Annotated in this window: 18 protein-coding genes, 1 other RNA gene and 4 pseudogenes; 4 read left to right on the top strand and 19 right to left on the bottom strand. The window is 42.7% G+C overall.

The features are described from left to right. Positions 1-144 precede the first annotated feature (144 nt). The 3 genes from FD716_RS04395 to FD716_RS04385 are packed head-to-tail and all read right to left on the bottom strand — an operon-like array spanning position 145 to position 3,104. Positions 145-1,197: a BKACE family enzyme gene (locus FD716_RS04395; protein WP_139851143.1), complete on the bottom strand. Its 1,053-nt coding sequence runs from the start codon at positions 1,195-1,197 to the stop codon at positions 145-147. Between the two features lie 60 nt (positions 1,198-1,257). Beyond that, positions 1,258-2,106: a TauD/TfdA dioxygenase family protein gene (locus FD716_RS04390; protein ID WP_139851142.1), complete on the bottom strand. Its 849-nt coding sequence runs from the start codon at positions 2,104-2,106 to the stop codon at positions 1,258-1,260. 11 nt (positions 2,107-2,117) lie between these two features. Further along, a complete protein-coding gene (locus FD716_RS04385; protein ID WP_139851141.1) occupies positions 2,118-3,104 on the bottom strand; it encodes a quinone oxidoreductase family protein in 987 nt (328 codons plus the stop codon). Positions 3,105-3,593: 489 nt separating this feature from the next. Here FD716_RS04385 and FD716_RS04380 point away from each other — a divergent pair, with 489 nt between their 5' ends. Next, entirely contained in the window at positions 3,594-4,385 is a 792-nt protein-coding gene (locus FD716_RS04380) for a bestrophin-like domain (protein ID WP_139851140.1), read from the top strand. A 188-nt stretch (positions 4,386-4,573) separates the two neighbouring features. On the opposite strand, the gene FD716_RS04375 is transcribed toward FD716_RS04380, so the two are convergent. The 9 genes and pseudogenes from FD716_RS04375 to FD716_RS04335 form a co-directional block, all read right to left on the bottom strand. Then, complete coding sequence (locus FD716_RS04375; RefSeq protein ID WP_171476986.1) at positions 4,574-5,464, bottom strand: hypothetical protein; 891 nt, start codon at positions 5,462-5,464, stop codon at positions 4,574-4,576. Beyond that, a pseudogene (locus FD716_RS04370) lies at positions 5,448-6,606 on the bottom strand (DUF2515 family protein). Before FD716_RS04370 ends, FD716_RS04375 begins: the two are co-directional and overlap by 17 nt. Next, positions 6,606-6,956 (bottom strand): DUF2345 domain-containing protein, encoded by a 351-nt coding sequence (locus FD716_RS04365; protein WP_139851137.1) that lies wholly within the window; start codon positions 6,954-6,956, stop codon positions 6,606-6,608. The pseudogene FD716_RS04370 and the gene FD716_RS04365 overlap by 1 nt, the downstream one beginning before the upstream one ends. Before the next feature lie 259 nt (positions 6,957-7,215). Continuing rightward, positions 7,216-8,001 carry an acetoin reductase gene (locus FD716_RS04355; RefSeq protein WP_139851135.1) on the bottom strand — a complete coding sequence of 262 codons (786 nt, stop codon included), beginning with the start codon at positions 7,999-8,001 and terminating at the stop codon, positions 7,216-7,218. Between the two features lie 138 nt (positions 8,002-8,139). After that, positions 8,140-9,540: a dihydrolipoyl dehydrogenase gene (gene lpdA / locus FD716_RS04350; protein ID WP_139851134.1), complete on the bottom strand. Its 1,401-nt coding sequence runs from the start codon at positions 9,538-9,540 to the stop codon at positions 8,140-8,142. A 10-nt stretch (positions 9,541-9,550) separates the two neighbouring features. Continuing rightward, positions 9,551-10,234, bottom strand: a pseudogene (locus tag FD716_RS19485) (dihydrolipoamide acetyltransferase family protein); the annotation flags it as partial. Positions 10,235-10,345: 111 nt separating this feature from the next. After that, positions 10,346-11,107 (bottom strand): annotated as a pseudogene (locus FD716_RS19480) (biotin/lipoyl-containing protein); the annotation flags it as partial. Position 11,108: 1 nt separating this feature from the next. Next, positions 11,109-12,128, bottom strand: a complete 1,020-nt coding sequence (locus tag FD716_RS04340) for an alpha-ketoacid dehydrogenase subunit beta (RefSeq protein WP_139851132.1) — start codon at positions 12,126-12,128, stop codon at positions 11,109-11,111. 15 nt (positions 12,129-12,143) lie between these two features. After that, positions 12,144-13,106, bottom strand: coding sequence for a thiamine pyrophosphate-dependent dehydrogenase E1 component subunit alpha (locus FD716_RS04335; RefSeq protein WP_139851131.1), 963 nt, complete (start codon positions 13,104-13,106; stop codon positions 12,144-12,146). A 507-nt stretch (positions 13,107-13,613) separates the two neighbouring features. Between FD716_RS04335 and lipA the strand changes: the two genes are divergently transcribed. Both lipA and FD716_RS04325 read left to right on the top strand, forming a co-directional pair. Continuing rightward, positions 13,614-14,618 (top strand): lipoyl synthase, encoded by a 1,005-nt coding sequence (gene lipA / locus FD716_RS04330; RefSeq protein ID WP_139851130.1) that lies wholly within the window; start codon positions 13,614-13,616, stop codon positions 14,616-14,618. A 382-nt stretch (positions 14,619-15,000) separates the two neighbouring features. After that, the gene (locus tag FD716_RS04325) at positions 15,001-16,095 is read left to right on the top strand and encodes a sigma-54-dependent transcriptional regulator family protein (protein WP_139851129.1); all 1,095 of its coding nucleotides are present in this window, start codon (positions 15,001-15,003) and stop codon (positions 16,093-16,095) included. A 75-nt stretch (positions 16,096-16,170) separates the two neighbouring features. Here the strand turns inward: FD716_RS04325 and FD716_RS04320 are convergent, their stop codons facing one another. The 6 genes from FD716_RS04320 to FD716_RS04295 form a co-directional block, all read right to left on the bottom strand. Then, the gene (locus FD716_RS04320) at positions 16,171-18,579 is read right to left on the bottom strand and encodes a TonB-dependent siderophore receptor (protein ID WP_215895449.1); all 2,409 of its coding nucleotides are present in this window, start codon (positions 18,577-18,579) and stop codon (positions 16,171-16,173) included. 65 nt (positions 18,580-18,644) lie between these two features. After that, entirely contained in the window at positions 18,645-19,664 is a 1,020-nt protein-coding gene (locus FD716_RS04315) for a FecR family protein (protein ID WP_139851128.1), read from the bottom strand. A 1-nt stretch (position 19,665) separates the two neighbouring features. Next, positions 19,666-20,205, bottom strand: a complete 540-nt coding sequence (locus FD716_RS04310; RefSeq protein WP_171476985.1) for a sigma-70 family RNA polymerase sigma factor — start codon at positions 20,203-20,205, stop codon at positions 19,666-19,668. 209 nt (positions 20,206-20,414) lie between these two features. Continuing rightward, complete coding sequence (locus tag FD716_RS04305; RefSeq protein ID WP_139851126.1) at positions 20,415-21,290, bottom strand: siderophore-interacting protein; 876 nt, start codon at positions 21,288-21,290, stop codon at positions 20,415-20,417. 39 nt (positions 21,291-21,329) lie between these two features. Next, the gene (locus tag FD716_RS04300) at positions 21,330-22,526 is read right to left on the bottom strand and encodes an MFS transporter (RefSeq protein WP_228714902.1); all 1,197 of its coding nucleotides are present in this window, start codon (positions 22,524-22,526) and stop codon (positions 21,330-21,332) included. 183 nt (positions 22,527-22,709) lie between these two features. Continuing rightward, positions 22,710-23,729: an SUMF1/EgtB/PvdO family nonheme iron enzyme gene (locus tag FD716_RS04295; protein ID WP_139851124.1), complete on the bottom strand. Its 1,020-nt coding sequence runs from the start codon at positions 23,727-23,729 to the stop codon at positions 22,710-22,712. A gap of 203 nt (positions 23,730-23,932) precedes the next feature. Here FD716_RS04295 and FD716_RS04290 point away from each other — a divergent pair. Then, positions 23,933-24,441 (top strand): annotated as a pseudogene (locus tag FD716_RS04290) (Fic family protein); the annotation flags it as partial. Between the two features lie 153 nt (positions 24,442-24,594). Here FD716_RS04290 and ssrA read toward each other — a convergent pair. Continuing rightward, positions 24,595-24,954, bottom strand: a transfer-messenger RNA (tmRNA) gene (ssrA, locus tag FD716_RS04285). Positions 24,955-25,000 lie beyond the last annotated feature (46 nt).

Genomic DNA, 25,000 nt, shown 5'->3' with positions numbered 1-25,000 from the left:
TATGCGTTGTGTATGTATGGGCATCCATCGCCCGCCTTATATTTCTTATAATTTATATTGACTTAACGACGACTACATAAGCGTTTGGCAATGTAGTCATCGTCTTAGTTGACTCACTTCAGTCTAACTGCTGACTGACCTAGATCATTTACGTTGCGGTACACCTTTTTGCCCAGGCTGGCGATTTGGCGCCATGCCGTTGGCAAGTAAGGTTTCTTCGATGGTGTCGTACTGCACACCAATACGATAAATTTCACGCGCTTCTTTACCGGTTGCAATCTCACGACCTAACTCATGTGCGATGCGTACGGTTTGCTCAATTTGCTGTACAGATGAGAAACGCTTGCCTTGATGATCAATGATCGTATCTTCATTACCCACACGCGCATGCAGACCCATTGCCATAGAGATCGTATTGATTGGCAATACATTTTTCAGCAAAGATTCTGAGGTTAAGGTACAACCATCAGGTACACGATGAATAAAATTGAAGAAGTTAAATGGATTTGGACCATCAAAACCACCACCAATCCCGATCCAAGTCAAATTCAATGGGCCTTTATACAGGCCTTTACGTACCATACGCTCTAGCGTTTCAAGACCATGCATCCCGGTTAATTGGAAATGCGGTTGAATACCATTTTGGCATAGACGTTTAAGATGCTCTGTCAACCAGCCCGGACCTGCTGGCACAGTCATTTCAGCATAAGCGGCTTGAATGCCAGGATGTTCCAATGAGGTGCCAGCCAAATATTCAGGATAGAGTAACTCCATGATATTCATTTGAGTGGTATTTACGGCAACGGTAACTTGGTCTGGTTTTGGGGTTAATTCAGCCAACATATGTCGGGTATCATCACTTAGCCACAGTGCTGCTTCGCCTTCACTTTCAGGTGCAAATGAAATCGAACCACCCACCTGAATAATCATCTCAGGTACAGCTTCACGCACACCAGCAATCAATTCATTAAACTTAGATAGACGTTTAGAACCTTTACCATCTAGCTCACGGACGTGTAAATGCAAGACGGTCGCACCGGCTTCATAACACTCTACTGCTTTTTGAATTTGCTCATCCATCGTGACAGGAATGTCTTCTGGAAAGTCTTCTGGCATCCACTCTGGCCCATAAGGCGCAACGGTAATAACCACTTTATCCATATTTTCTGGGTGCAAAGAATCATCAAAGAATTGCATCGCTCTTTCCTTTATATTGACTTGAGTTGTTAATTAAATTGTTTGATTTAACCTAGCGTCTCAGTAGGTTGCATCACCAACAATGCCTGCTCGTTCCATTTTTCGATGGCAGGCGGGATAATCCATTACCGCATAATGCTGGGTACTGCGATTATCCCAAATCGCAATACTATTCGGCTTCCAGCTCCAACGGACTTGGAACTCTGGAATTTGCGCTTGGGTAATCAAATAACGTAATAGATCTGCTGCACCAGGATTGGCATCTTGCCCAAAACGTACGCGCTCTTTGGTATGGAAGTTACTAAAATGGGTCGCAAAGGAATTGACGAATAGAATTTTCTCGCCCGTTTCAGGATGGATACGCACCACTGGATGTTCAGCATCTGGAAACTTGGCCTTGAGTTCTAAGCGTTTTTCGATTGGCATTGCGGCACCAAAACTGGCTTCAATACTGTGATATGCACGCAAGTCAGCAATTTTGAGTTTGATTTCTTCAGGCAATTTGTCATACGCCAACACCATATTGGTCCACATGGTATCGCCACCAACCGTTGGGCATTCCACACAACGGAGGACCGCACCCATCGGTGGGATCTTGCGCCAGCTTGCATCGCTGTGCCACGCATTCTCATAACGGTCAATCGGACTATCAGGATCTTTATAGATCTGCACCAATCCGGGGTGATCAGGATGACTTCCCACAGCGGGATGATCTTCTAATGGCCCGAGACGTTCTGCAAATGCGACATGTTCGGCACGTGTCAACTGTTGATCACGTAAGAATAAAACCCGATGTTGCAGCAGTTGTGAGCGAATTTCAGCAAACAAATCATCATCATGAATCGCATCTGCCAAACGTACACCATGCAGCGCTGCACCAATATTGCAAGTTAACTGTTCAATTTGCATAAGAAGTCCCTTCAAATTACAAAGATTGATGATCCTATTGTTTTACGTGCTTCCAAATCACGATGGGCTTGTACAGCATCTTCTAAACGGTAGCGCTGATTAATTTCAATTTTGATTCGGCCACTGCTGACGTGATCAAATAATTCTTGTGCCAGTTCAGCTTTTTCCGCTGGATCAGCAATATAATCGGCCAAGGCTGGACGTGTGATATACAGCGAGCCTTTCATGGCCAACAACACGGGATCAAAAGCAGGAATCGGCCCAGAAGCAGTGCCCACGCAGACCAATAATCCACGGCGTTTTAATGCATCGAGTGAACCCATAAAGGTGTCTTTGCCAACGCTGTCAAACACCACATTGACGCCAACCCCGTTGGTTAATTCGCGAACGCGCTCAGCCACATTTTCATGACTGTAATTAATCACATGGTCACAACCATGCGCACGTGCAACAGCCGCCTTCTCTTCTGAAGAGGTGGTACCAATCACGGTCAAGCCCAGTAATTTGGCCCACTGTGAAACGATTAAACCCACACCACCTGCAGCGGCATGCAGTAAAATCGTATCGCCCGCTTTAAAGTCATAAATACGGCGCATTAAATAAGCCGCAGTTAAACCACGCATGGTCATTGCCGCAGCCGTTTCACATGAGATTGCATCAGGAAGTTTAATCAATGCATTCGCAACGATTAGACGCTCGCTACTATAAGCACCCAACGTATTTAAAAATCCGGTATATGTCACGCGATCACCGACCGCAAACTGAGTTACACCTTCACCAACTGCCTCAATCACACCAGATGCTTCAACGCCCATGCCATTTGGCACTGGAATTGGATAAGTTCCATTTCTAAAATAAGTATCTGCGTAATTCAAACCAACAGCGACATGGCGTAAGCGTACTTCTCCCGATCCAGGATTACCTACTTCCACATCTTCGTAGCGCAGCACTTCTGGAGTTCCTGCTTCATAGAAACGTATTGCTTTAGTCATCGTCATTTTCAAATCCATTTTCTAGTTTTTTACGCAATAACCAAAATTACAATACTTTATCGTTCGCCCCATGACTTAAGACGACGCGGACTTATCTTTTTACGACACGCGCTTTTTTCAGCTGTCTAAAGCTTACGGACGAGCATAACTTCCCGCATTCCACTGCTTCGTGGTGGAGCACCAAAGTGATCAGTCATTTATAAGTATTAGAATTCCAGCGCACAGTGGTGGAATTAGAAAAAAATCAAGCTGTCATAAAATTGAGTATTTGGCATACAAAACCACCCAACTGCGAAAGGAATAAGAGAAAGTAAATCTTTATTATTAATCGTTTTTTATGATCGAATTTCATCTTATTCTTCTTTATAATTAAACATAGGCAACAAAAAATAATGATGTTCAATTCCTACATATAAAAATAGACCTGAACTGGATTGCGTCACTTTTTCTATTGAATGAGCCGACTTTATAAAACAACCGAAAAGGATAATAAAGATGCAATGGGTCCAGCAGTTTTTAGATGAATTCCCAATAAATTCGACATTTGTTTTTTGGGGAATACTTATTTTATTGAGTAGCTCAGCATATGCTGGAAAGTATTTTTTTAAAAACCATCATACGAAAATCAATGACGATCAAGCCAAGATTGTACTCGGTGCAATTTTATCGTTATTAGGTTTACTGATCGGCTTTGTACTTTCAATTTCGATTGGTGGCTATAATGATCGGCAAAAAACAGAAGAAAATGAAATGATCGTGATTGGTACAGCGATGCAACGTACTCAGCTTTTGGCGCCAGATCAACAGGAAAATGCAGAAAATTTATTAGGTGAATATTTAGACGCTAGAATTGAGTTTTTTAAATCGCAAAATCAACTTGAAAACAAAAAATGGCGAATCATTTCAGTAGAGAAACAAAATAAACTATGGGAAATTGCAACGCTTGAAGCCAAAAAAACACCTAATCCTGTAATAACTTCGGTACTTACCGCATATAGTGATTTATATACTTCTCAAGAAAAAACAACCGTGAGTTGGCGTGATCAGATTCCCAATATCGTTTGGTATCTCCTTATTTTCTTTGCAATCGTTTCTAATTTCCTGATTGGGTACAATGCACGCAAAGAACAAGGCATGAACCTTTTAATTCTAATTTTACCTTTTCTAATTACTTTGGCACTATTTATTATTTATGAAATCGACATCCCAGGAAAAGGCGTAATTCATGTCACCCCTGATGATCTAGTCTCGCTAAAAGAAACGATAAACTATCAAATAAAAAGATAAACTTCACCGGAATTATTTAAAACAGCTTAGTGAGATTTATCTCTATTCACTAAGCTCTCGCGGTTAAATATTTTTAAGTATCCTTAGGAAGTGTGTTGAACATACTTTTCTTGTTTTCTGATCGATGATAATCCGTATTGCTATTTTAATGAGGAATGATTTCGGTTGTTGATTAATTATAGAAATATTTATTTAGCGTATTGCCAAACATCAGGGTCAACATAGCTTTCATCGATACGATAACCTTGAGCAATCGCATCCTTTTCCTCCGTTTCTCTTAACCTCTTATATCTTTCTAAATTACTTTTAAATTTTTGTTCTAATTGTTGAGCTGTCATTTCAGATGAATCTGAAATTAAATTTCGTTGATTATAACGAGCTGTTTGGAACGCATAACGAACCATATATTGCTCTCTACCATCTTTATTTTTTTCAGTTCGATTTAAGCTAATACCCAAAATAATGCCATTCGCATATAGACGATAACCGATTGAGTTCGTCGTAAGAGAATTTATTATTTTTTCCCATTCCTCATCATTAAATATATAACTCAGATCAATTACATCATGCCCTTCCATCAAATATCGAATATTGTCTTCCTTCGCTATTCTAGGATCATACCTGACAACATAGTTTTTCCATCCAGCCTGATTTAATCGTTTCATTAACTCGACATAACCTTGATAGGCTTGCTTAGGGCTAACAAACTCCTCCTTATTTAAGCCTGCATTTATAGAAAGTTTTTGAATACCATCATCCTTAGAAAAAGATGTCCCTAATACGGAAAAAACATGGTCAATCACCAAACTGTTTGTACTATTTTCAACTTTAATTTGACCTAAGTTAGGTGGCGTAAAATCCAACTCTCTAAAGTCTGCACCAGAAGGGTGGCTATCTGTACGACCTAGATTGTATTGAGCAAAATCCTTAAATCCCTGTTGACCAAAATGTAAAATATAAGGCTGTTGATTCATTGCGCTATTCTCTATGTTTTTTGTGTTTGGTTGACATGCAGAGAGTAGCCACCCAAAAATTAAAAGGATGATGAAATAAACAATACGATTAAATTTTTCCATCATTGCTGTCCTTGCCGGTTTTAAAGTCCGCCTTGCTATTGCCCCATCCTGCAATAATCTTCAGTTCTTTTTCTAAAAAAGAACGCCCTTTTTCGTCTAACATTAATTCATGATATTTTTCTGACGCTTTTTGAATCCACTCCCTACGACTATCATAATTTTCAACTTTAGTTTTTGCTAAAGGCTCGCTATAAACTGTTGTAGGTAACTGTTCCAACACCCCAGCATGGCGCCCTTCATATATTTTTTCCATGCCCTTCATGTTGTAAGCACTCGGTAAAATACGCTGTGATTTTCTTACAGGTTTAACTGCATCAACAAAATAATCACTTGAAAGCACTAAGGTACTATCGGGTAATCTTGTAACTCGTTGTACAGTCGCTTGCGCATCAACTTTCCAATCGTTCCAAACTAATTCTTGTAAAATATTTCGTTGCTCTTGTACTGCGATTGCTTTCAAGTGATCGAAAAGGTTTTGTTGTGAATCATCAAAATTTTCTTTCCTTGTTTTTCCTTTTCTTTTAAAAATAGCTTCAATTTTTAGTAAATATCCAAAAGCCTTTGTAATCTCTGGCGTACTTTGTAAATGTTTAATAATAGGTAAGCAATTTGACCAAGGTAAGTTGCTGACTTCTTCTTTAATGTGGGTGTATTTTGAAACATCACGTTGAGTTTGACATTGATTAAATGATGCTGATGACATGCTCCAAGCATAATGCCAAGGTGCAATATCCATAAATAACCATAAGTTCCCTTTAGCAAATGAATGTACAGGATCTCGAACGACGCTCAGTGGAACCCATTTATACCCCCATGCTGTAAGTCCGTGTTTAAAAATCGCTGCCACTGTTTTTGAAGCGAATGCACCGAAGCCCATCCAATAGTAGCGACCAACAAATTGTTTATTTCCATGATTTTCTTGTTCTAAATAGATGTTTGCATATACAGATGCAACTCTTCTCGCTCTCGCCTCATATCCTGGTTCTAATTTATATCGATTTTTTTTTGCATCTTTTAAATTAGAAACTCGTTTCATTGCCTCTTGTTGGTGTATTTCCCAAAAAGTTAAGCAATTACACTGTAAGTGTTTTACAGCTATTTTCTTCTGTATTTGTATTTCCTTCCCAATCTAATCCCCCCATGATTATTGATCTCCTTCATCTTCTTTTTCCAAAGAAATCCAATGTAAATCAACTTTTAAATTTTTCTCAGAATCTGTATTTACACGTTTTGAAAGACCTTTACGATCTGTAATTGCGATGAAACTTTGATCAGCATTCGAAATTTTATAACCAACATGAGACATTACTTCCCCCGAAGGTGAAAGCATTTGAAATTTTTCATTATATGATTCATAAGAAGGAAGCCCTCTTAAATTAACTCCCACTTCAACTGCTTTTTCAAACTTATGCTGTCCTGCTTTAAATATAACTTTTCCATTTGTTGTAATTATTATTCCTTGATTATTAATAACTATTTGTGATCCACCTGCCATAATTATTGCTCTTTTTGTGAAATTATTATTTTTTCAAAATACCACAAAACCACTAATTTTTGAACAATCTAATTATAACGATGATCCTCTCAATCCATTGGGGAGACTGCATTGTTATTGCAGCAGATAAACGCTCAATGATATGCAATATAGAAACAGGAACATTAAGACTTCATACCGATCAAGAACAAACAAAAATCCCGCAGGTTCAGACACAGCGGGATTTTTTATTTAGGCGATTTGAACCGATTTAAACAGCTTAGCGATAGACAATACCGCCATCGGTTAAAATCGATTGACCAGTAATATAGTCCGAATCTTCACTGGCGAGGAAGGCCACCAAAGCCGCGACATCTTCTGGGGTTTGTGCTCGACCTAAAGCAATGCCATCCACATATTTCTTGTAGGTTTCGCCCTCAGGTGCACCGGTGATTTCCGCAAAGCGTTTATCTATTTCCACCCACATATCGGTACCGACAATCCCCGGACAATAGCCATTTACGGTAATCCCGTGACTGGCATACTCTTTGGCAGCAGATTGGGTTAAGGCACGGACTGCAAATTTAGTCGCGGAATAAACACCTAACAAAGCAAAACCATCATGACCTGCAATTGAGCAAGCATTGATAATTTTACCCTTTTGCTTTCTTTCAATAAATTTCTTCGCTGCCGCTTGGATACCCCAAAGTACACCACCGACATTAATATCCATAATGCGGCGGAAAGCTTCTGGTTGCACTTCGCTAATCGCTTGCACTTGGGCAATACCCGCATTGTTGATGATGATATCAAAACCACCCAACTGTTGTTCTGTATGCGCAATCGCTTGGGTGATCTCATCTAGTTCAGCAATGTTGGCTATAAAGGTGGTCGCTTTGACACCCAAAGCTTCAACTTCGGCTTGCACCGCTGCAAGTTTGTCTTGGTTTAAATCGACCAAACCCAAATGCACGCCCTCTTGTGCCAAGCGCAATGCAATTCCACGACCAATACCCTGTGCGGCACCGGTAACTAACGCAACTTTCTGGTTTAGACCTCTAGGCATGTTGTACTCCGTGCTGCTGTTTTACAGTAAATTGTGTGCAGTGAATGATCTGCAATGAATCATGTCTCGTAAATCATCGAATTTTAGGGCGAAAGCACATCGAAATGCGCTCCGCTCAAAGAAACTTTAAATCAATGCTTAAACATGAATCGCACGTTGCATGGCTGCCAAAATTGACTCATGCATCGCTTCAGACAAAGTCGGGTGTGGGAAAATCACCTGAGATAAACTTTCATCGGTGGCTTCCAAGTATTTGGCAATCGCAAAGCCTTGAATGTGTTCAGTCACTTCATGACCGACCAAATGTGCCCCCAACAATTCACCCGTTTCGCTATTAATGATGGTTTTCACAAAACCTTCAGCTGCGCCCCGTGCTAAAGCTTTACCATTGGCCTGAAATGGGAATTTTCCAATACTCAAGTGATAGCCCGCTGCTTTGGCTTTTTGTTCAGTTAAACCAATACTGGCCACCTGTGGATGGGTGAAAATACAGCCCGGAATCTGAGTACGATCCAGTGCATGTACCGTTTTCACCCCTGCAATTTTTTCCACACAAAGCATGGCTTCATGACTGGCTTTATGTGCTAAACACGGTGCGCCAGCGACATCACCAATCGCATAAACACCCGCGACATTGGTTTTACACCACGGATCAATTTTGATGAAACCAGCTTCGGTTTCAATCCCCAAAGCATCTAAGCCAAGTTCAGCAAAATTGGCTTTCACTCCAACCGCAGACAGCACATGTTCAACCTGTATCGTTTCAATGCCTTTCGCAGTTTGAATCTCACAGCTGACTAAACCATTTTCAATCACAATCGAATTGAGTGCGGCTTCGGTCAGTACCCGCATACCACGCTGTTCGAATTGCTTCTGCATGTAGTTGGCAACTTCGAGGTCTTCGCTTGGCAAAATCTGCTTGGCAATATCCACCAAAGTGACTTGGCAGCCCAAGTCCTGATACAAACTGGCAAACTCACTGCCAATTGCGCCAGAACCGACTACCAACAAAGATTTTGGTAATCGTGTTGGGACCAAGGCCTGCTGATAGTTCCAGACATAGTGGCCATCGACCGGTAACTGCGGCAAATTGGCGGCTTTCGCACCGGTAGCCACAATAATATGTGCGGCAGTTATCTGCTGTGTTTGGCCGGCTGCATCGGTCAGTTCAAGTTGCCCTTTGGCCTTAAACTTGGCGGTTGCCGTAAAAACCGTGACCTGATTTTTTTTCAATAAGTGCGTGACGCCTTGCACCAGCTGTGCCGACACCTGTCGGCTGTGCTGCACCAAAGCATTCATATCAAAATTGACCTGATCGATTTGAAAACCAAAGCGCTGACTATTTTTCAACTGATGTGCCAGTTCTGCACCACTGAGCAAGGCTTTGGTTGGAATACAGCCCCAATTCAGGCAAATTCCACCTAAATGAGTCGATTCAACCACTGCCGTTTTCAGTCCCAATTGCGCTGCGCGGATGGCAGCCACATAACCGCCAGGTCCCGCACCGATCACGATAAGATCAAATTGTGTATCTGACATGCGCGTGCTCCTAAACCAAAATCAATGCAGGATTTTCAACAAACTGCTTAAAGCTGGCGAGGAATTTGGCACCCAAGGCACCATCAATTACACGGTGATCACAAGACAAGGTGGCGGTCATGATTTGCTGTACTTGTACTGCGCCATTCACCACCACTGCACGTTGCTCTGAAGCGCCCAAGGCTAAAATTGCACCTTGTGGCGGATTGATAATCGCATCAAATTGCTTCACCCCCAACATGCCCAAATTCGAGATACTGAAACTGCCGCCTTGGAATTCATCCGGTGCCAATTTGCCAGTTTTGGCACGTGTGGCCAAATCACGCATGTCATTGGAAATCTCAGCCATCGACTTGCGATTTGCTGCTTTGACAATTGGGGTAATTAAACCTGAATCAATCGCCACTGCAATCGAGATATCCGCTTGGTCGAACTGTAAAATTTGCTGATTTTCTTCATCAAATTGCACGTTTACTTGTGGCACTTTCATTAAAGCTGCCGCTGCTGCTTTAATGAGCATGTCATTGATCGACAGTTTAACCTGCGGCACGGTGCTATTAATTTGCCCACGTAATGCTTGCAGTGCTTCAACATTAATATCCGCAATCAGACGAAAATGCGGTGCATTGCGTTTCGCGGCCTGTAAGCGCGAAGCAATCGCTTTACGCATGCCGTTCATTGGCGTTGCAGTGACTTTCGCAGTTGCAACACTGTCTACAACGACTGCTGTAGCTGCTGCGGTGACTGCATGTTCACGTTGATAAACTGCTTCAACATCTTCTTTGCAGACCCGCCCACGTGAACCTGAACTGCGGCAGTCATTTAAGTTAATGCCCCATTCTTTGGCCAAACGACGGGCAACTGGGGTGGCCAATACATGTTGATCATCAGCATTGGATTTTTGTGCTTTGCCACTGGCCTGATGACGCACATCTGGCCACTGTCCGCCTGCAGCCTGTACTGCCGTTTGTAGATCGCTAACACTGATACGATTTTCACGCCCAGTGCCTTGAACTGCGGCAAGATTGAGATTGTGTTTTTCAGCCAATTGCTGGGCATGTGGCGTGGTAAACAAACCATGCTCAGCCTGATAACCTTGCAATGCTGCTGGGATTACATGATTTTGTGCAGAAACCTGTGCAGAGACTGGTTTTTTCACCGCAACGGGCGCGACTGCAACGGCGGTCACACTGGCAACGGCCGCTGCCGCAGCAGGTGCAACAGGTTCAGCCACTGGTGTGGTTGCCGACGTTGTTGCAGGCGCTGCTGCCGTGGTCTGACCCAAAGTCGCAGCAAACGCCTCGATCTCTGCATCAGAAACACTGCTGTCCGCACTGATCGCAATCAAGCCACCCACCAATAAGGTATCGCCCGCTTGCGCTAAAATTTTACGTAAAGTGCCATCAAATGGCGCTTCAAGTACATTGACGATTTTGGTGGTTTCAATTTCACAAATTTCATCGCCCTTGGCAAAGCTTTGCCCTTCGGCAATCAGCCATTGTGCGATGGTGCCTTCTTCCATGGACAATCCCCATTTTGGGATCTCCAATGTTTTAATTTCACTCATCCTAAGCCTCCAAGGTTTTACGCACAGCGAGCTCAATACGTGCAGCACTTGGTAACCATTCTTGCTCTAACACTGGCGAAAATGGCACTGGGGTATGCGGTGGTGTGACCAGCTCAATTGGTGCTTTCAAATAGTGGAAGCCTTTTTGTGCAATCAATGCTGCCACATCATGACCAAAACCACAGCGTGCTGCAGACTCATCCACAATCACCACACGACCTGTCGATGCCACCGATTCTAAAATGCCGTCTTCATCCAATGGCGAAATGGTCCGTGGATCGACCACTTCAACCGAGATGCCTTCTTTGGCCAATTTATCTGCAACTTCATTGGCGCGATGCACCATCAAACTGAGCGCAATAATGGTGATATCGGTGCCGTGACGGGTATAATTTGCAACACCAAATGGAATGGTATACGACTCATCTGGCACTTCGCCTTTGATGTCATACAACAGTTTATGTTCACAGAACACCACTGGATCGTCATCACGAATCGCTTGGGTGAGTAAGCCTTTGACATCATATGGGCTCGATGGCACCACAACTTTTAGACCTGGCACCGCAGCAAAAACGTTATACGGTGATTGCGAATGCTGTGCCGCTGCAGAGAAGCCTGCACCGATCATGCCGCGTACCACCATTGGCGCTTTGGCTTTACCACCGAACATATAACGGAATTTTGCCGCTTGGTTATAGAGCATGTCATGACACACGCCATAGAAATCCATAAACATCAAATCTGCCACCGGACGTAAACCGGTTGCCGCAGCACCTGCCGCCATCCCAATAATCGCAGACTCAGTAATTGGGGTATCGATTACCCGTGAGGTCCCAAATTCAGTCCATAAGCCTTTGGTCACACCCAATACACCACCAAAACCTTCGAGTTGGTTGTCATCGGTATTTTTACCGCCATGACCACCACGAACATCTTCACCCATCACCACAACGGTTGGATCACGGCGCATTTCAACTTCAATCGCTTCTTTAATCGCGTTTCTATAACTTTTTATAGGCATTGCTTTACTCTTCCTTTAGTAAGACACGTAAACGTCAGTCAATAATTGTGATACGGCTGGATATTCAGCAGCGCGTGCTTTGGCAACGGCATCATCGACATTGGCTTTCGATGCAACATCAATGGCATCGAGCTTGGCTTCATCAATTTGGCCTTTGACTTTTTCACGGAAAATTTTCAAAGGATCATGATTGGCTTTGACATCATCCAATTCTTCTTTAGAGCGAATTAACCCCGGATCACCTTCGAAGTGACCGTAAAAACGGTTGGTCACACTTTCAATTACACTTGGCCCTTCGCCATTGCGTGCACGTGCAATCGCACGTTGTGCTGCTTCATAAACAGCAAAGAAATCGGTGCCATCTACTTTTTCAGCCGGCATCCCAAATGCCGCTGCACGGCCTGCGATATCTTTACTGCCTACCGCGTAATCATGCGCAGTCCCTTCACCAAAACCATTGTTTTCAAAAACAAAGATAACGGGTAATTTCAATACCACCGCCATGTTCATGGCTTCAAAAGTTAAGCCTTGATTGGAACCACCATCACCAGTAAATGACAGGCCAACCCCACCCGTTTTTAAGGTTTTTGCGGTAAGTGCCGCACCGACTGCCAATGGGGGCCCACCACCAACAATCCCGTTGGCACCGAGCATGCCTTTGTCCAAATCGGCAATATGCATCGAGCCGCCTTTACCACGGCATAGCCCGGCATCTTTACCAAAGATTTCCAACATCATCCCATGAATATCACAGCCTTTGGCAATACAGTGACCATGACCACGATGGGTTGAAGTAATAAAATCTTGATCGGTTAAGTTTTCACAGACACCGACTGCAACCGCTTCTTCACCGCTATATAAATGAATAAAACCAGGAATATCACCGGTATTGTTCTCGTCGTGAAGTCGATCTTCAAACTCACGAATGTCGCGCATACGTTGATATGCTGCGAGCAATTGTGCTTCCGTTAATTGCATAAAATGCTCCTTTTTATATTTTAAACAAACTCAATATTCAGATTTAATCATTCAAGCTCAATCGCGAACCATGTATTAAAGCCGCCTATTTATATAAAAGCATTTCGATATAAATTAATATTAGACTAAAAACTTTTTATTATTTTTTTACAACAAAATCATATCAAAACAACGACTTAAAACCTCAAAATTATTTAATTATTTTTCATAGATATCAGATAGATAGAAAAACAAACCTTTAACCAACCCACATCTTATACACTGGATTATTTACATCAAGCTTTTTATTAACTTACTTTCTACTGGCTATATAAAATCAAACAAATAAATTTAAAGTAACCCTTTAAATTAACCCACATCAACATTTTAGATATTATTTAATAATCAAATAACTGGTATTTTAAATTAAATACCAAAATATGTTTGACATTATAAGCAAACAGCTTATTTTAGATTTAAATCATTTTTATTATTGTTTTATTATTATTTTGACCAAGAGTTTTTAAAATGGATTTGAAACGCGCTCCAGTGACTGGAACACCGGTTGGAACAAAATTACGTGGTGCTGAGAAATTGGCCCGTATTCCAATTAAAGTAATTCCCACACACGACACCCCAAGCAAACCCGAATGGATTCGTACCAAGATTAGTCATCCAGATGAAATTCAACGGATTCAACGTTTATTACGCCAACAGAAATTACATACCGTCTGTGAAGAAGCCGCCTGTCCCAATTTACCGCAATGCTTTGCAGGGGGGACTGCGACCTTTATGATTATGGGCGATATCTGTACCCGCCGCTGCCCATTCTGTGATGTGGCACATGGTCGCCCCAATGGTCTAGACCCCGATGAACCCCAAAATTTGGCCGAGACCGTGGCCAATCTCAACTTAAAGTATGTGGTGATCACTTCGGTCGATCGTGATGATTTAAAAGATGGTGGTGCACAGCATTTTGTCGATTGTATTCGTGCCATTCGTGAACGTAGCCCCAATACCTTAATTGAAATTTTAGTGCCTGACTTTCGTGGTCGGCTTGATCTGGCTTTAGAGATTTTAAGCCGCGAGCCACCCGATGTGTTTAATCACAATATTGAAACCGTGCCACGCCTGTATCGTGCGATGCGTCCCGGCTCTGACTATCAACATTCACTCGACTTGCTGAAACGTTTTAAAGATTATTGCCCTGATATTCCTACCAAATGCGGTCTGATGGTCGGTTTAGGTGAGATTGAAGCAGAAGTGATTGTATTACTGAATGATTTAAGTGATCACTTGGTTAACTACATCACTATCGGTCAGTACTTACAACCCTCCAAGTCACATGCCCCAATTCATCGCTTTGTGTCTTTGGCTGAGTTTGAACATTATCAACAGCATGGCCAACAACTGGGCTTTCGAAATATTTGGAGTGCACCGATGGTACGCTCAAGTTATTTTGCCGATCGACAATATTATGGTGAAGCTGTACCGAAACCTTTTTCACGTGATGAACTCAGTAGCGTAAGCTAAAAAACAAGCACCGAACCAAGAATTAAAATTAATCCATATTTTTTATATGGATTAATGCCTTATAACTGTATTTAACCTTTGTATTCTTTACAATTCAGGCTAAAGTAAGTGAGATTACTCTTGCTGATGGTGCCCCAATAAAGTTGGGCATCTCGCAATCGTCCTCATGGCCTTAGCTGCAATAAATGGTATTTTATCTGCAATATTTTAAGGCCAAAGTTGTGTGACTCGACTGATCTGATCAATCTCATGATTCGTTGTGAGTCGCTGGTTTAATGGTCTTTGTTTTATGGATGAACAATGCTGGATATCAAGTGATGTTGAACTCAACAAAGGATGTTGAGCACTTTGAAATGCAGTATTCAAGATAAAGGAATATGCAATGAACCAAAGCAATAACAGTATAACCACCGCATTACAAACCACGCATTTAATTAATCCCAGTCATTTAGATGCAGCACCGATTTTGGCTTTAGATCGCAGTGAATCTCCTTCTTTATTTGATCGCTCTTTACCGCACTGTTATCAAGACCTCATAAAAATTGCCGAAGACTCTGGTATGGCAATTGGTGTAACCGATCACCAAGGCACCTTACTCTGGACGTGGAGCAGTCAACCGATGCGCTCTTCAGCAGAGCAAGTGCATTTTGTTGAAGGCGGTCATTGGTCTACCCAAGCAGTCGGCACCAATGCGATTGGACTGGCACTCAATCAACATGTCGCCAGTTGTGTTTTTTCACATGAAAACCACATGAACAGTGTGCGGGATTGGGTCTGTTATGCCGCGCCAATCTTAGATCCACAGTCAGGGCAATGTCATGGCATTCTCAATTTATCAACTAAATATCAGAAACATAACACCCTAGGACTGTTAGCTGTTGAGCGCTGCGCCGCATTGGTACAACGTGCGATTCAATTTGAACAACAGCATGTGCTGTATTTAAATGTCTTCGGTACCCCACGAGTTCAGTTCAATCACCAACGGCTCAATCTCAGCCATCGCCAAGTCGAAATCTTATGTATTTTGGCACTTTGTCCAGATGGGATTCACTTAAATGAATTGCACTATGCGCTGTATGGTGACCGTCAGGTTAGTGTCAATACGCTAAAAGCCGAACTGTCACAACTGCGTAGCCTGATGCCCGATTGTATTCAATCACGCCCCTACCAACTACGCTGTGAACTGCAATGTGATTTTCTCAATGCAGAACGTGCCTTAGATGCAGGCATGCTGGCCAGTACCTTTGCGCTGTATAAAGGCAGTTTTTTGGCCAAATCTGAAAGCCCATTTCTCAGTGCATGGCGTGACTGCTTCGATGCAAGGCTGAGTCACATGATTTATCAAATGCAAGAAGTCGACTTATTGTTCAAACTGATTAGTCGTATTCCCGACCGTATTGATGCCGCGCAGCGCTTATTAGAATTGCTGCCAGGCGACAGTCCACATCGGGAAAAATTACTAAAATTGTTGAATTAATCCGACCGTACCGGAGACACAAGTCAATCCCCATCCCTTGCAGGATGAGGTTTCATTTCAGTACCCACGCATTAATTACCAATAATATTTCACACTAACATTGGCTTCACGCGCTGCACCACGGAAAGTTCCGGCATAGTATTTACGGTCAAATAAATTACTGATGTTCAGTGCCACACGATATTGAGGTTGTTCATAGGCTATGGCCAGATCAGCCAAAGTTCGAGCATCATTCATAAATAGTTGACCCGATGACGTCCCCGGTGTTTTGCTTTTATAGCGTGCGCCCGCGCCAATCAAAAAACCCTCCAAAAAATCGGGGCGATAATCAATCCAGATATTGGCCATTTGCTCTGGGGTTTGGTAAGCCCTGCGCCCAATTTCTTCTGGCTTATTACTTTTGGTGGTTCGTGCATTGATGTGGGTATAACTGAGCATGAGGTTGACTTGCTCACTCACTTTTAACTTACTTTCTAGTTCATACCCTGTTGAGCGGACTTCTCCAGTTTGAATCTGTTTGGTTGGATGATCTGGATCTGCCGTTGCAACATTGGTTTGATAAATATCAAAGGCCGATGCGGTAATCAATAGATCACTGTCCTCAGGCTGATATTTAATTCCGATCTCATATTGCGTCCCTTCTTGCGGTTTAAATGCTGTGCCATCAGCCGTCATGCCCACTGCTGGATCAAACGATGTGGCATAACTTAAATACGGTGCAACCCCTGCATCAAACAGATACAACAGCCCAATACTGCCTGTGGTGGCATTGTTGTTAATTTTAGGTTGAGTGACACTGTCTTGCTTGGTTTTCGCCTGATCATGACGCAAACTGATATTTGCAACCCAATGATCGAGTTTCAATTGATTAATCGCATAGATCCCCATCTGGGTTACATCGGTGCGATTGGCTTCTAACTCAGGTACAGGAATATCTTGACCGTATACGGGATTGTAAATATCTAAATTCGGCACATCCCAACCAAAACCCAAACCACCACGCTCTTTATATTTTAAATAATCGACGCCCACGGATAAATTGTGCTTCAACTCCCCCCAATTCAATTCTTTTTCGCCCCGACTATCGACCGAGAAGGTTTTACCATTGGTTTTCTGCGCCAAATTCGCGCGAGTAATGCTACGTTTATCCTCAAGTAGTTTCTGCGCATAGATATGTTGATAATCAACATCGATTTCCGAATAGCGTAGATTTTGAATCAGCTTCCAACCATTCTCCATCTCATGTTGCAAGGCATAACCCAGTGACTTTGTATCCCGATTAAAACGGTCAAAGCTCGGATCACCAGCCGTTCGATCTATCGGCATTTCTTTGATTTCAGGATAAATATATAAACTTGGCCACCAGGTCAATGGGGTACCCCGTTCTTCAGAGTAATTCCCCAGTATCGTGAGTTGGGTCTGATCTGAAATATTCCATGTAAACGCAGGTGAAATTGAGAAACGGTCATCTCGAGCACCAATTAACTGAGCATCACTATTTCGTTGTGTCACATTTAAGCGGTAGAGAAACTGTTCAGCATCATCAATTGCACCACCAATATCCGCATTAAACTGTAGTCGTTCATAACGACCATAAGAAACACCCAATGCATTTACATGATCTGCTGTTGGCCGTTTAGAAATCACGTTGACGACACCACCGGGACGCGCTTGCCCATAGAGCACCGATGCTGGGCCTTTTAGTACTTCAACACTGTCTATTTCATCAATGTCATTGTTCCATGTGGCATAGGTGCCAGCCGATAACTGCTTCAAACCATCTTTATAATAGGCACCACCATCACTAAAGCCGCGAATAAATCCGCCCCCCGTCATCCGAATATCTGTTCCAGAAACATCCGTTGCAACCCCTGCGGTATAGGCCAGTGATTGTTCAATCGATTTTGGTGCCAGCACTTTGATTTGCTCAGCACCGACCACAGAGACTGAGCGCGGTGTCTCTAACAGCGACGCATCACCTTTGAATAGCTGGGCCGTCTTCACAATATAAGCGGGTGGCTGATCTGTATTTGCATTCACCACAATCGTTGGCAGTTGTGTTAGTGCTTGCGTAGTCGGATTTGCTGATGCTTCCTGATCATTTGCCACAGCCTGTTGCGGGTCAATCTTATTCGCTGCTACGCGCTTTTTAGCTACCAAGGTATATGCTTTCTGGCCTTTTTCAATTTGGTAAGGGCTATCTTCTAACAAGGCATTAAAGCCTTGTTCAATCCCATATTGCCCATTGAGTCCGGCGCTGCGAATACCCACTATTTTTTGATGGTCCGTACTAAGCGTGACCTTGGCTTGCAAGGCAAAGCTCAGCAATGCATCACTGAGTTGCCCTGCTGGAATCTTGTAGTCGCTGGTTGCATTTTCCGCATAGACGGTCGCACTGAACAGCACGCCACTGCCAATCAGCATCATGCTTAAATGCATCGATAAGGCGAGCGGCTTTAGTTTTCCCCAAGCATGGTGTTGCATTTTTATACCCCTTTATTTTGCAATCCTTATAAAGACGGATGAAAATGCAAAGTGCGCAAAGTTTTTTACGGTTTTTTAGAAATTTTGATATAAAAAGGAACGCTATTATTGAGTTTTAAATTCAATTCTTTGGCCAATATTTCTAAGGACTCATCCACCCGATCTAAAGGCAAGGTGGCTGTCAGTTTTAGACTGGCCAATGCAGTACGATCAAAACTTAATTTGCCATCATAATATAAAGCCAAAATATCTAAGATCTCGACCACAGACTCGCCATTGGCCACCAAAATATGCTGCTGCCATGCCTGCTCAAACAGTTGCGGGTTAATTGGGGTCGGATGATCTTCAACAAAACCTGCTGCATTGATTCGAATTTGTTGCCCAGCCTCCACCACAATTGGTGCTTGCGATTGCTGGGTACTTTGTACTTCAACCCGAGATTCCAACATGGTCAATACCGTTTGATCTACAGTATGGGTCACCATAAAGCGCGTACCTAATGCCTTAATTTGCACATGTTCAGTTTGAATAATAAATGGCCGTGCTGCATCTTTAGCCACATCAACTAAAATCGCCCCTTGCAGTAATTGCACCACGCGTTGTTGCGCATTGTATTGAAGGTTATAGGCACCTTTGCCCGCAATCTGAATTTGAGTGTGATCACTCAAGCGATGCTGTTGCCAAGATTGACTGCGGTTACGGGTATCGGCGGTCCAATAATCCAACGGTGCATATTGTAAGGCCCCCAAAATTCCAAAGCCTATGGCCAGCACCAGACTGAATAAGGTTTTTGTCGAAAGCTTTCTTGTTGAGCGCTGCTGCGTTGGGGTTAAGGCTTGCTGCAAAATGTGCTTCGGCACTTGAAGATTTGCATATTGCACAGTCAGTTGCTCAACCGATCCAATCAACTGCTGCAAACGCTGAATTGCTTCAGCATGCCGTGGATCTTGAGCCAACCATGTCTGATACGCTTTTAAGGTCTGCTCATCGGGCTGATCATCTAGGCGAACGATCCATTCTGCTGCCTGCGCGGCAATGCGCTGTGCCTGCTCAGCGGTCTTGTCGGATGAATGCAATTGCGACATATTAGGATGCCGTTAAAATCACATCGCAATGCTGCAATGCTTTGACTAAATCGAGTTGTACGGTACGATGTGAAATCCCAAGATCAGTTGCAATTTTTGTTTGTTGATGGCCATCTAAATAACGTGCTAAAAATACATTTCTTGCCCGTTCTGGCAAGCCATTCAGCATCAAAGCGATTCGGTCTAAGGTTTCTATTGCGAGTACAATCTGTTCTGGATCGGCCTCATCATAAGGTTGACTATTTAGCTGTAAATAATCCAAATACGCTTGCTCAATTACTTTTCTTCTTTTTTGATCGATGATGACCCGTGTTGCTGTTTTAATCAGAAATGATTTCGGTTGTTGAATATTTAAAACATTACCAGCACGCAAAATTTTCACAAAGGTATCTTGCACCACATCTTCAGCCTGCGCCACGCCCTCAACTCTTTTTAAGAGCCAATAATACAGCCAGGTATAGTGCGCTTGATAGAGCAGTGCAAATAGATGCTTTTCATCTGCATTCGCGTTGACTTGAGTGATATGGCTAGAAAGTATCAAAATAAAACTTCAATCACGATAATGAGAATCGTTACTATAATCAATTTTTTGGTTTATTTAATTTTATACAGCGTGAAGACAATTAGACGACTGCCAATTTACGGTCTATAAATCCTAGACGACAACATCAAATTTGGAAATTGAGGCCAGACGTAGTTTGACCTCAATCATCTAATTAATTAAATTTAATCACTGTAATCACTCGTCCATCAAATCGGCATATCAAGGTCATCAAACTCTTTTAAACCATCCCCTTGCTGACGTAAGCCTGCATAGTGCTTCAGACGTACCTCATCAATTTCACTGCTGCTGACGCCTTTTTTCCAATAGGCAAATGCATGCATATCCGCTTTTTCTAGACCATAATCATTTAAAAAATATTGACGTAATTGACGTGCTTGTTGACGTTCACAGGCGGCCCATACGGTAATCGCTTGAGATGGTGCCAAGGCTTTTGCGGCATCAATCAATGCATGCGGCTGCGTGGTTTCGATATCATCACTCTGTAAAAATAAATGGATTTTCACGCCATCCACTTCTGGCAATTCAGACAAAATATCCGCTTCAAAACTCTCCACAAAAACCGTAGCTTGTTGTCCCACTGGCCATTGTTGCAATAGGCTATAAAGCGCAGGAATAGCGGTATCATCGGCAAACATCAGCACCTGTTTTTGCTGCGCTGCATCCGCTTCACTATAATTTGGTAAATCGTGTGGACGCGGCCCTGTCAGGCTAATTTCACTGCCGATCTGCGCTTGATTCAACCAACGCATTGCAGGACTATCAGTGTGATGCTTGACAAAATCAACTTCAATTTCATTGCTTTGTGCATCATAACTACGCACTGTATAAACCCGTGAAATTGGTCGTTTCTCACCAGCTTCAACTTCTAGTCGAATCGCAAGATTTGGGCGCTGCCATGCCGTAGGATTGAATTGATTTAGCTTGGCTTTAACTCGAACAATACTTGGAAATGGCTGCGTGATTGCAGTCACCGTCATTTGGGTATGTTGCATGTCCTGCATATGATCATCTTGTTCTAACAAGTCAGTGTGATCTACATGGGCTTGAGTCAATGTATTCATTCTATTTTTTCCAATATTTAAAAAACATTTAAAACAGGCTTAAGCTTGTATTGCAGCGAGCTCAACTTTTTCATTTCGCATCATTTTTGGCAAGATCAACAAAATGCTAAGCAGCAACAGTGCTGCAATCCAATACGGCAATTCGTTTTGAGTATGGTATAAGGCCGTGGCAAACAACGGGGTGATCATCATCGCCAAGCCTTGTGCTGCAGAAATCAACCCGGATGCCGCCCCTTGTTCATGTGCGTCAACCCGATTTGCAGTGATAATATTAACCATCGGTAAAATCATGCCACCACCAACACCAATCAATACGGCACTGAAAACAAAGAGGAATAGACCGTGGGTCAGGGTTAAACTCAGCGTACCGACTGCCATAAACAGGATGCCAATGGCGAGGCAGCGGAAATGACGTTTGGGCTTTAACTTCGACAGTGCAATTTGCACAATAATGAGGGTCAAACCAACCGCACTTAAGGTCATGCCGGCAATCGATGCCCCTTGTTGTTGACTACTGAGTTGTAGATGATCGTAACTATAAAAACCGATACACATGTTAAAGGTCAAAATACAGTTCATGGCCAAGAACATCATCAATACGCTAAAACGTACCCGTGGATCGCTCATTTTTAAATTGACAGGCTTTGCACTGTCCTGTTGAATGATTCGCGGACTTTCTTTGACCTTAAACATCACCAAGCCTGAGGCGATCAGTGGGAGTACGGCAGCAAAATAAAATGGCAGACTTAAACTGGTATTGACCAGTACCCCACCAATAAATGGCCCGATAAACAGCGCTACACCAGCAACAGCACCCATGCCCGCCAAGTAGCCCGCACGTTGCTCCCCTTGATAATGATCTGCAATATAACCGACCACAATCGGGTTAATACCTGAGAAGAATGCAGCATTAACACAACGTAACAGCACCATGCCGACTAAAATCACCACGATACTCAGCGTATTTTGTAAGCTATACGCAATGAAGATTGCCCATAGAAAATAGCTCACAAAAAAACCTATCGTTAAAGGGAGAAAAACTTTTTTACGGCCCAGATGATCACTCTTTCTGCCCCAGAATTTGGCGGTGAGCATCCAAAGTAATCCCGATAAACTGACGATCAAGCCAGCATGCCATTCTTGTAAACCTTGGGTCCGTACCACAGGTCCAATGATCGGTAAGATCATCATAAATGACATCTGCAGCAGCATATAACTCAGAAAGAGCATTTTCATTTGGTTCATTGTTTCGTATTACTCTGGTGTAATGCATTGAATTCAAGCGTAATGACCAACGTGAAAATTAAACATACAGTCAAAACCCTAATACCATAATACGCACCAAAACCACAATTGCAAATGATAATTAATAGCATTAGTGGTTTTTAATCGAACTTCGCACAATTTTTAATGTTTAGATTATGGCTTTATGTTTTTAACAGTTCTAAAACCAACATGACTCATTGCAAGATCAGCCTCTTGCGCTTGGCGCGCGGTTGCTCTGTAGCGAGCACAGTAATTATCCGCACATAGATAAGAACCACCTTTGATGGTATAGAAATTAGCGTTTTTCTCTTTTTGCTGAGCAAGTTGTTGATGATTTCCATGATGATCATCATGGCTACCTTGAAAAGGACCGCTGGTATATTCCCAAACATTGCCGATGCTGTCGTACAACCCAAAAGGATTTGCAGCAAAACAACCGACTGGTGCAACATCTAAAAATCCATCTTCCACTGCATTGCGATACGGAAACTCACCCTGCCAAACATTGGCATTAATATGATTACCCTTATGGTTGGCAACCACATCTCGTTCCTGAGCAAAACCTTTCGCGGCATATTCCCATTGTTCTTCTGTAGGCAAATCACGGTCTAACCACGTGGCATAAGCAAGCGCATCTTTTAAGGTAATATAACGTACTGGCTCATTGGCTAGGATTTTTCGTTCGGCACCTTTGCCCCACGGATAGCGCCATGAAATACCTTTTTCAAGTGTCCACCACGCCAAATCTTTGCTCAGTTGCGTAGGCTGTACAAAAACAGCCGCTTCATTGTTTTTCTCCGCCTCAGTCACATAGCTGGTCGCCTGAACAAATTGCTCAAATTGTGCATTGGTCACTTCCGTCACATCCATATAAAAATCATCAACTTGGCGTTGACTGTTGATGAGAGACTTTTCTTCTGGATAGCCATTATTGTTACCCATTTCGAAAGCTCCACCCTGAACATGGATCATTCCTGCGGTATCTGATTTCATCCATTGCGGAGGTAAGCCTGAATATTGCTTACAGCTTGCTAAACTACCTAAATTTGCTTCTGCCAGCGCTGTAGATGGTGCAGAAGACTGTTTATCTTTGTCTGCTATTTGCTGATTCGCTGGCTGACAGGCTGCCAAACTCAGTATCAGGGGGAGAAATATTATTTTATTGTTTTGCATCATTCATCCTTTAAAATCACTTTTCTACTTATTGTTAGATTTCACCCCAAGCGAACACAGTGCCCATACAGCCACCATAATCAATCTGTCAGCTTAGGGTGATTTTAAAAGTAATGCCAGCTCATCACCTTATCTTTACAGCTTATGCCTTGTTTTTATGTATGGTTATTCCCTATTGAATTATGGATTGTAGAGACAGATAAATGTTTGATGCCATTGATGTATTAAAACAAAAATTAGATCAGCAGCATCCGCTTCCTCCTGCAATCGTTAAAAATCTACAAGAAGATCTGATCTTACGTTGGACCTATCATTCCAATGCGATTGAAGGTAATACCCTCACCTTACTCGAAACCAAGGTGGTGCTTGAAGGCATTACCGTTGGTGGTAAAGCATGACGTGAACATTTTGAAGCGATTAACCACCATGATGTGATTTATTACGTAGACGATATTATTCGCAAATAAGTGCCGTTCTCTGAATGGTAAATTCGGAATATCCATCAACTGATTTTATAAATATCGATGATGAAAATGCGGGACGTTATAGACAACAAAATGCATTGATCCCTGGTGCTTCTATAACGCCACCTGACCACACCTTATTAAATGACAAAATGGCGCAGTTTATCGATTGGTATACACATGAAGCCAATCAACTGCATCCGATTGAACGTGCTGCTAAAATTCATGCCGACTTTGTTGGCATTCACCGGATCTAGGATGATGCTCATGGATGGTCTTATATACAGCATGTCTCCCGTATAGCCAATTATATTCGTTTATTTTTAGCCAATAAAAAAGCCCTAAATCATTAAGATTTAAGGCTTTTTTACATCCAGTCAGACTGCACTGGATTAGGAATTTGGTGGAGATGGCGGGAGTTGAACCCGCGTCCGCCAACACTACACTCGAGAATACTACATGCTTAGATATCGTCAATTATTTTAACCCTTTGTGACCCGACGAACAGGGTACAAAGCGCGATCCTCTTAGTTTGGTATAAAGCCCCAAGGCTTGACTTTATACGGACTTGTGTGCGTGCGCTTCAGTCGGATTCACTAACCACAAGTATTCAGTGAGTCGGACAAGCTGCCCTTAGGCAGCTAGAGCGTAAGATTCGTCGTTTGCGACTAAAAAAATGCAAATTTGATTTACGAGAGGAAATGCGCTCTCGGCATGCATCTATAAGCTTCATCATCAGCGTCGAAGCCAAAAACATCCCCATATAGTACCCGTGCATCATAACAGATTTATTGAAAAATACGACAC

Origin of the sequence: Acinetobacter pullicarnis (assembly GCF_006352475.1) — a bacterium.
Lineage (GTDB): Bacteria > Pseudomonadota > Gammaproteobacteria > Pseudomonadales > Moraxellaceae > Acinetobacter > Acinetobacter pullicarnis.
Note: the sequence above shows the minus strand (reverse complement) of the source record. Positions and strands in the feature narration are given on the sequence as shown.

Coding starts and splice junctions, on each gene's coding strand:
- FD716_RS04355 (WP_139851135.1), bottom strand. CDS start 8,001: ATGCCTAGAGGTCTAAACCAGAAAGTTGCGTTAGTTACCGGTGCCGCA.
- FD716_RS04305 (WP_139851126.1), bottom strand. CDS start 21,290: ATGAATACATTGACTCAAGCCCATGTAGATCACACTGACTTGTTAGAA.
- FD716_RS04375 (WP_171476986.1), bottom strand. CDS start 5,464: ATGATGGAAAAATTTAATCGTATTGTTTATTTCATCATCCTTTTAATT.
- lipA (WP_139851130.1), top strand. CDS start 13,614: ATGGATTTGAAACGCGCTCCAGTGACTGGAACACCGGTTGGAACAAAA.
- FD716_RS04320 (WP_215895449.1), bottom strand. CDS start 18,579: ATGCAACACCATGCTTGGGGAAAACTAAAGCCGCTCGCCTTATCGATG.
- FD716_RS04300 (WP_228714902.1), bottom strand. CDS start 22,526: ATGAAAATGCTCTTTCTGAGTTATATGCTGCTGCAGATGTCATTTATG.
- FD716_RS04295 (WP_139851124.1), bottom strand. CDS start 23,729: ATGCAAAACAATAAAATAATATTTCTCCCCCTGATACTGAGTTTGGCA.
- FD716_RS04340 (WP_139851132.1), bottom strand. CDS start 12,128: ATGCCTATAAAAAGTTATAGAAACGCGATTAAAGAAGCGATTGAAGTT.
- FD716_RS04395 (WP_139851143.1), bottom strand. CDS start 1,197: ATGCAATTCTTTGATGATTCTTTGCACCCAGAAAATATGGATAAAGTG.
- FD716_RS04390 (WP_139851142.1), bottom strand. CDS start 2,106: ATGCAAATTGAACAGTTAACTTGCAATATTGGTGCAGCGCTGCATGGT.
- lpdA (WP_139851134.1), bottom strand. CDS start 9,540: ATGTCAGATACACAATTTGATCTTATCGTGATCGGTGCGGGACCTGGC.
- FD716_RS04365 (WP_139851137.1), bottom strand. CDS start 6,956: ATGGCAGGTGGATCACAAATAGTTATTAATAATCAAGGAATAATAATT.
- FD716_RS04385 (WP_139851141.1), bottom strand. CDS start 3,104: ATGACGATGACTAAAGCAATACGTTTCTATGAAGCAGGAACTCCAGAA.
- FD716_RS04315 (WP_139851128.1), bottom strand. CDS start 19,664: ATGTCGCAATTGCATTCATCCGACAAGACCGCTGAGCAGGCACAGCGC.
- FD716_RS04380 (WP_139851140.1), top strand. CDS start 3,594: ATGCAATGGGTCCAGCAGTTTTTAGATGAATTCCCAATAAATTCGACA.
- FD716_RS04325 (WP_139851129.1), top strand. CDS start 15,001: ATGAACCAAAGCAATAACAGTATAACCACCGCATTACAAACCACGCAT.
- FD716_RS04335 (WP_139851131.1), bottom strand. CDS start 13,106: ATGCAATTAACGGAAGCACAATTGCTCGCAGCATATCAACGTATGCGC.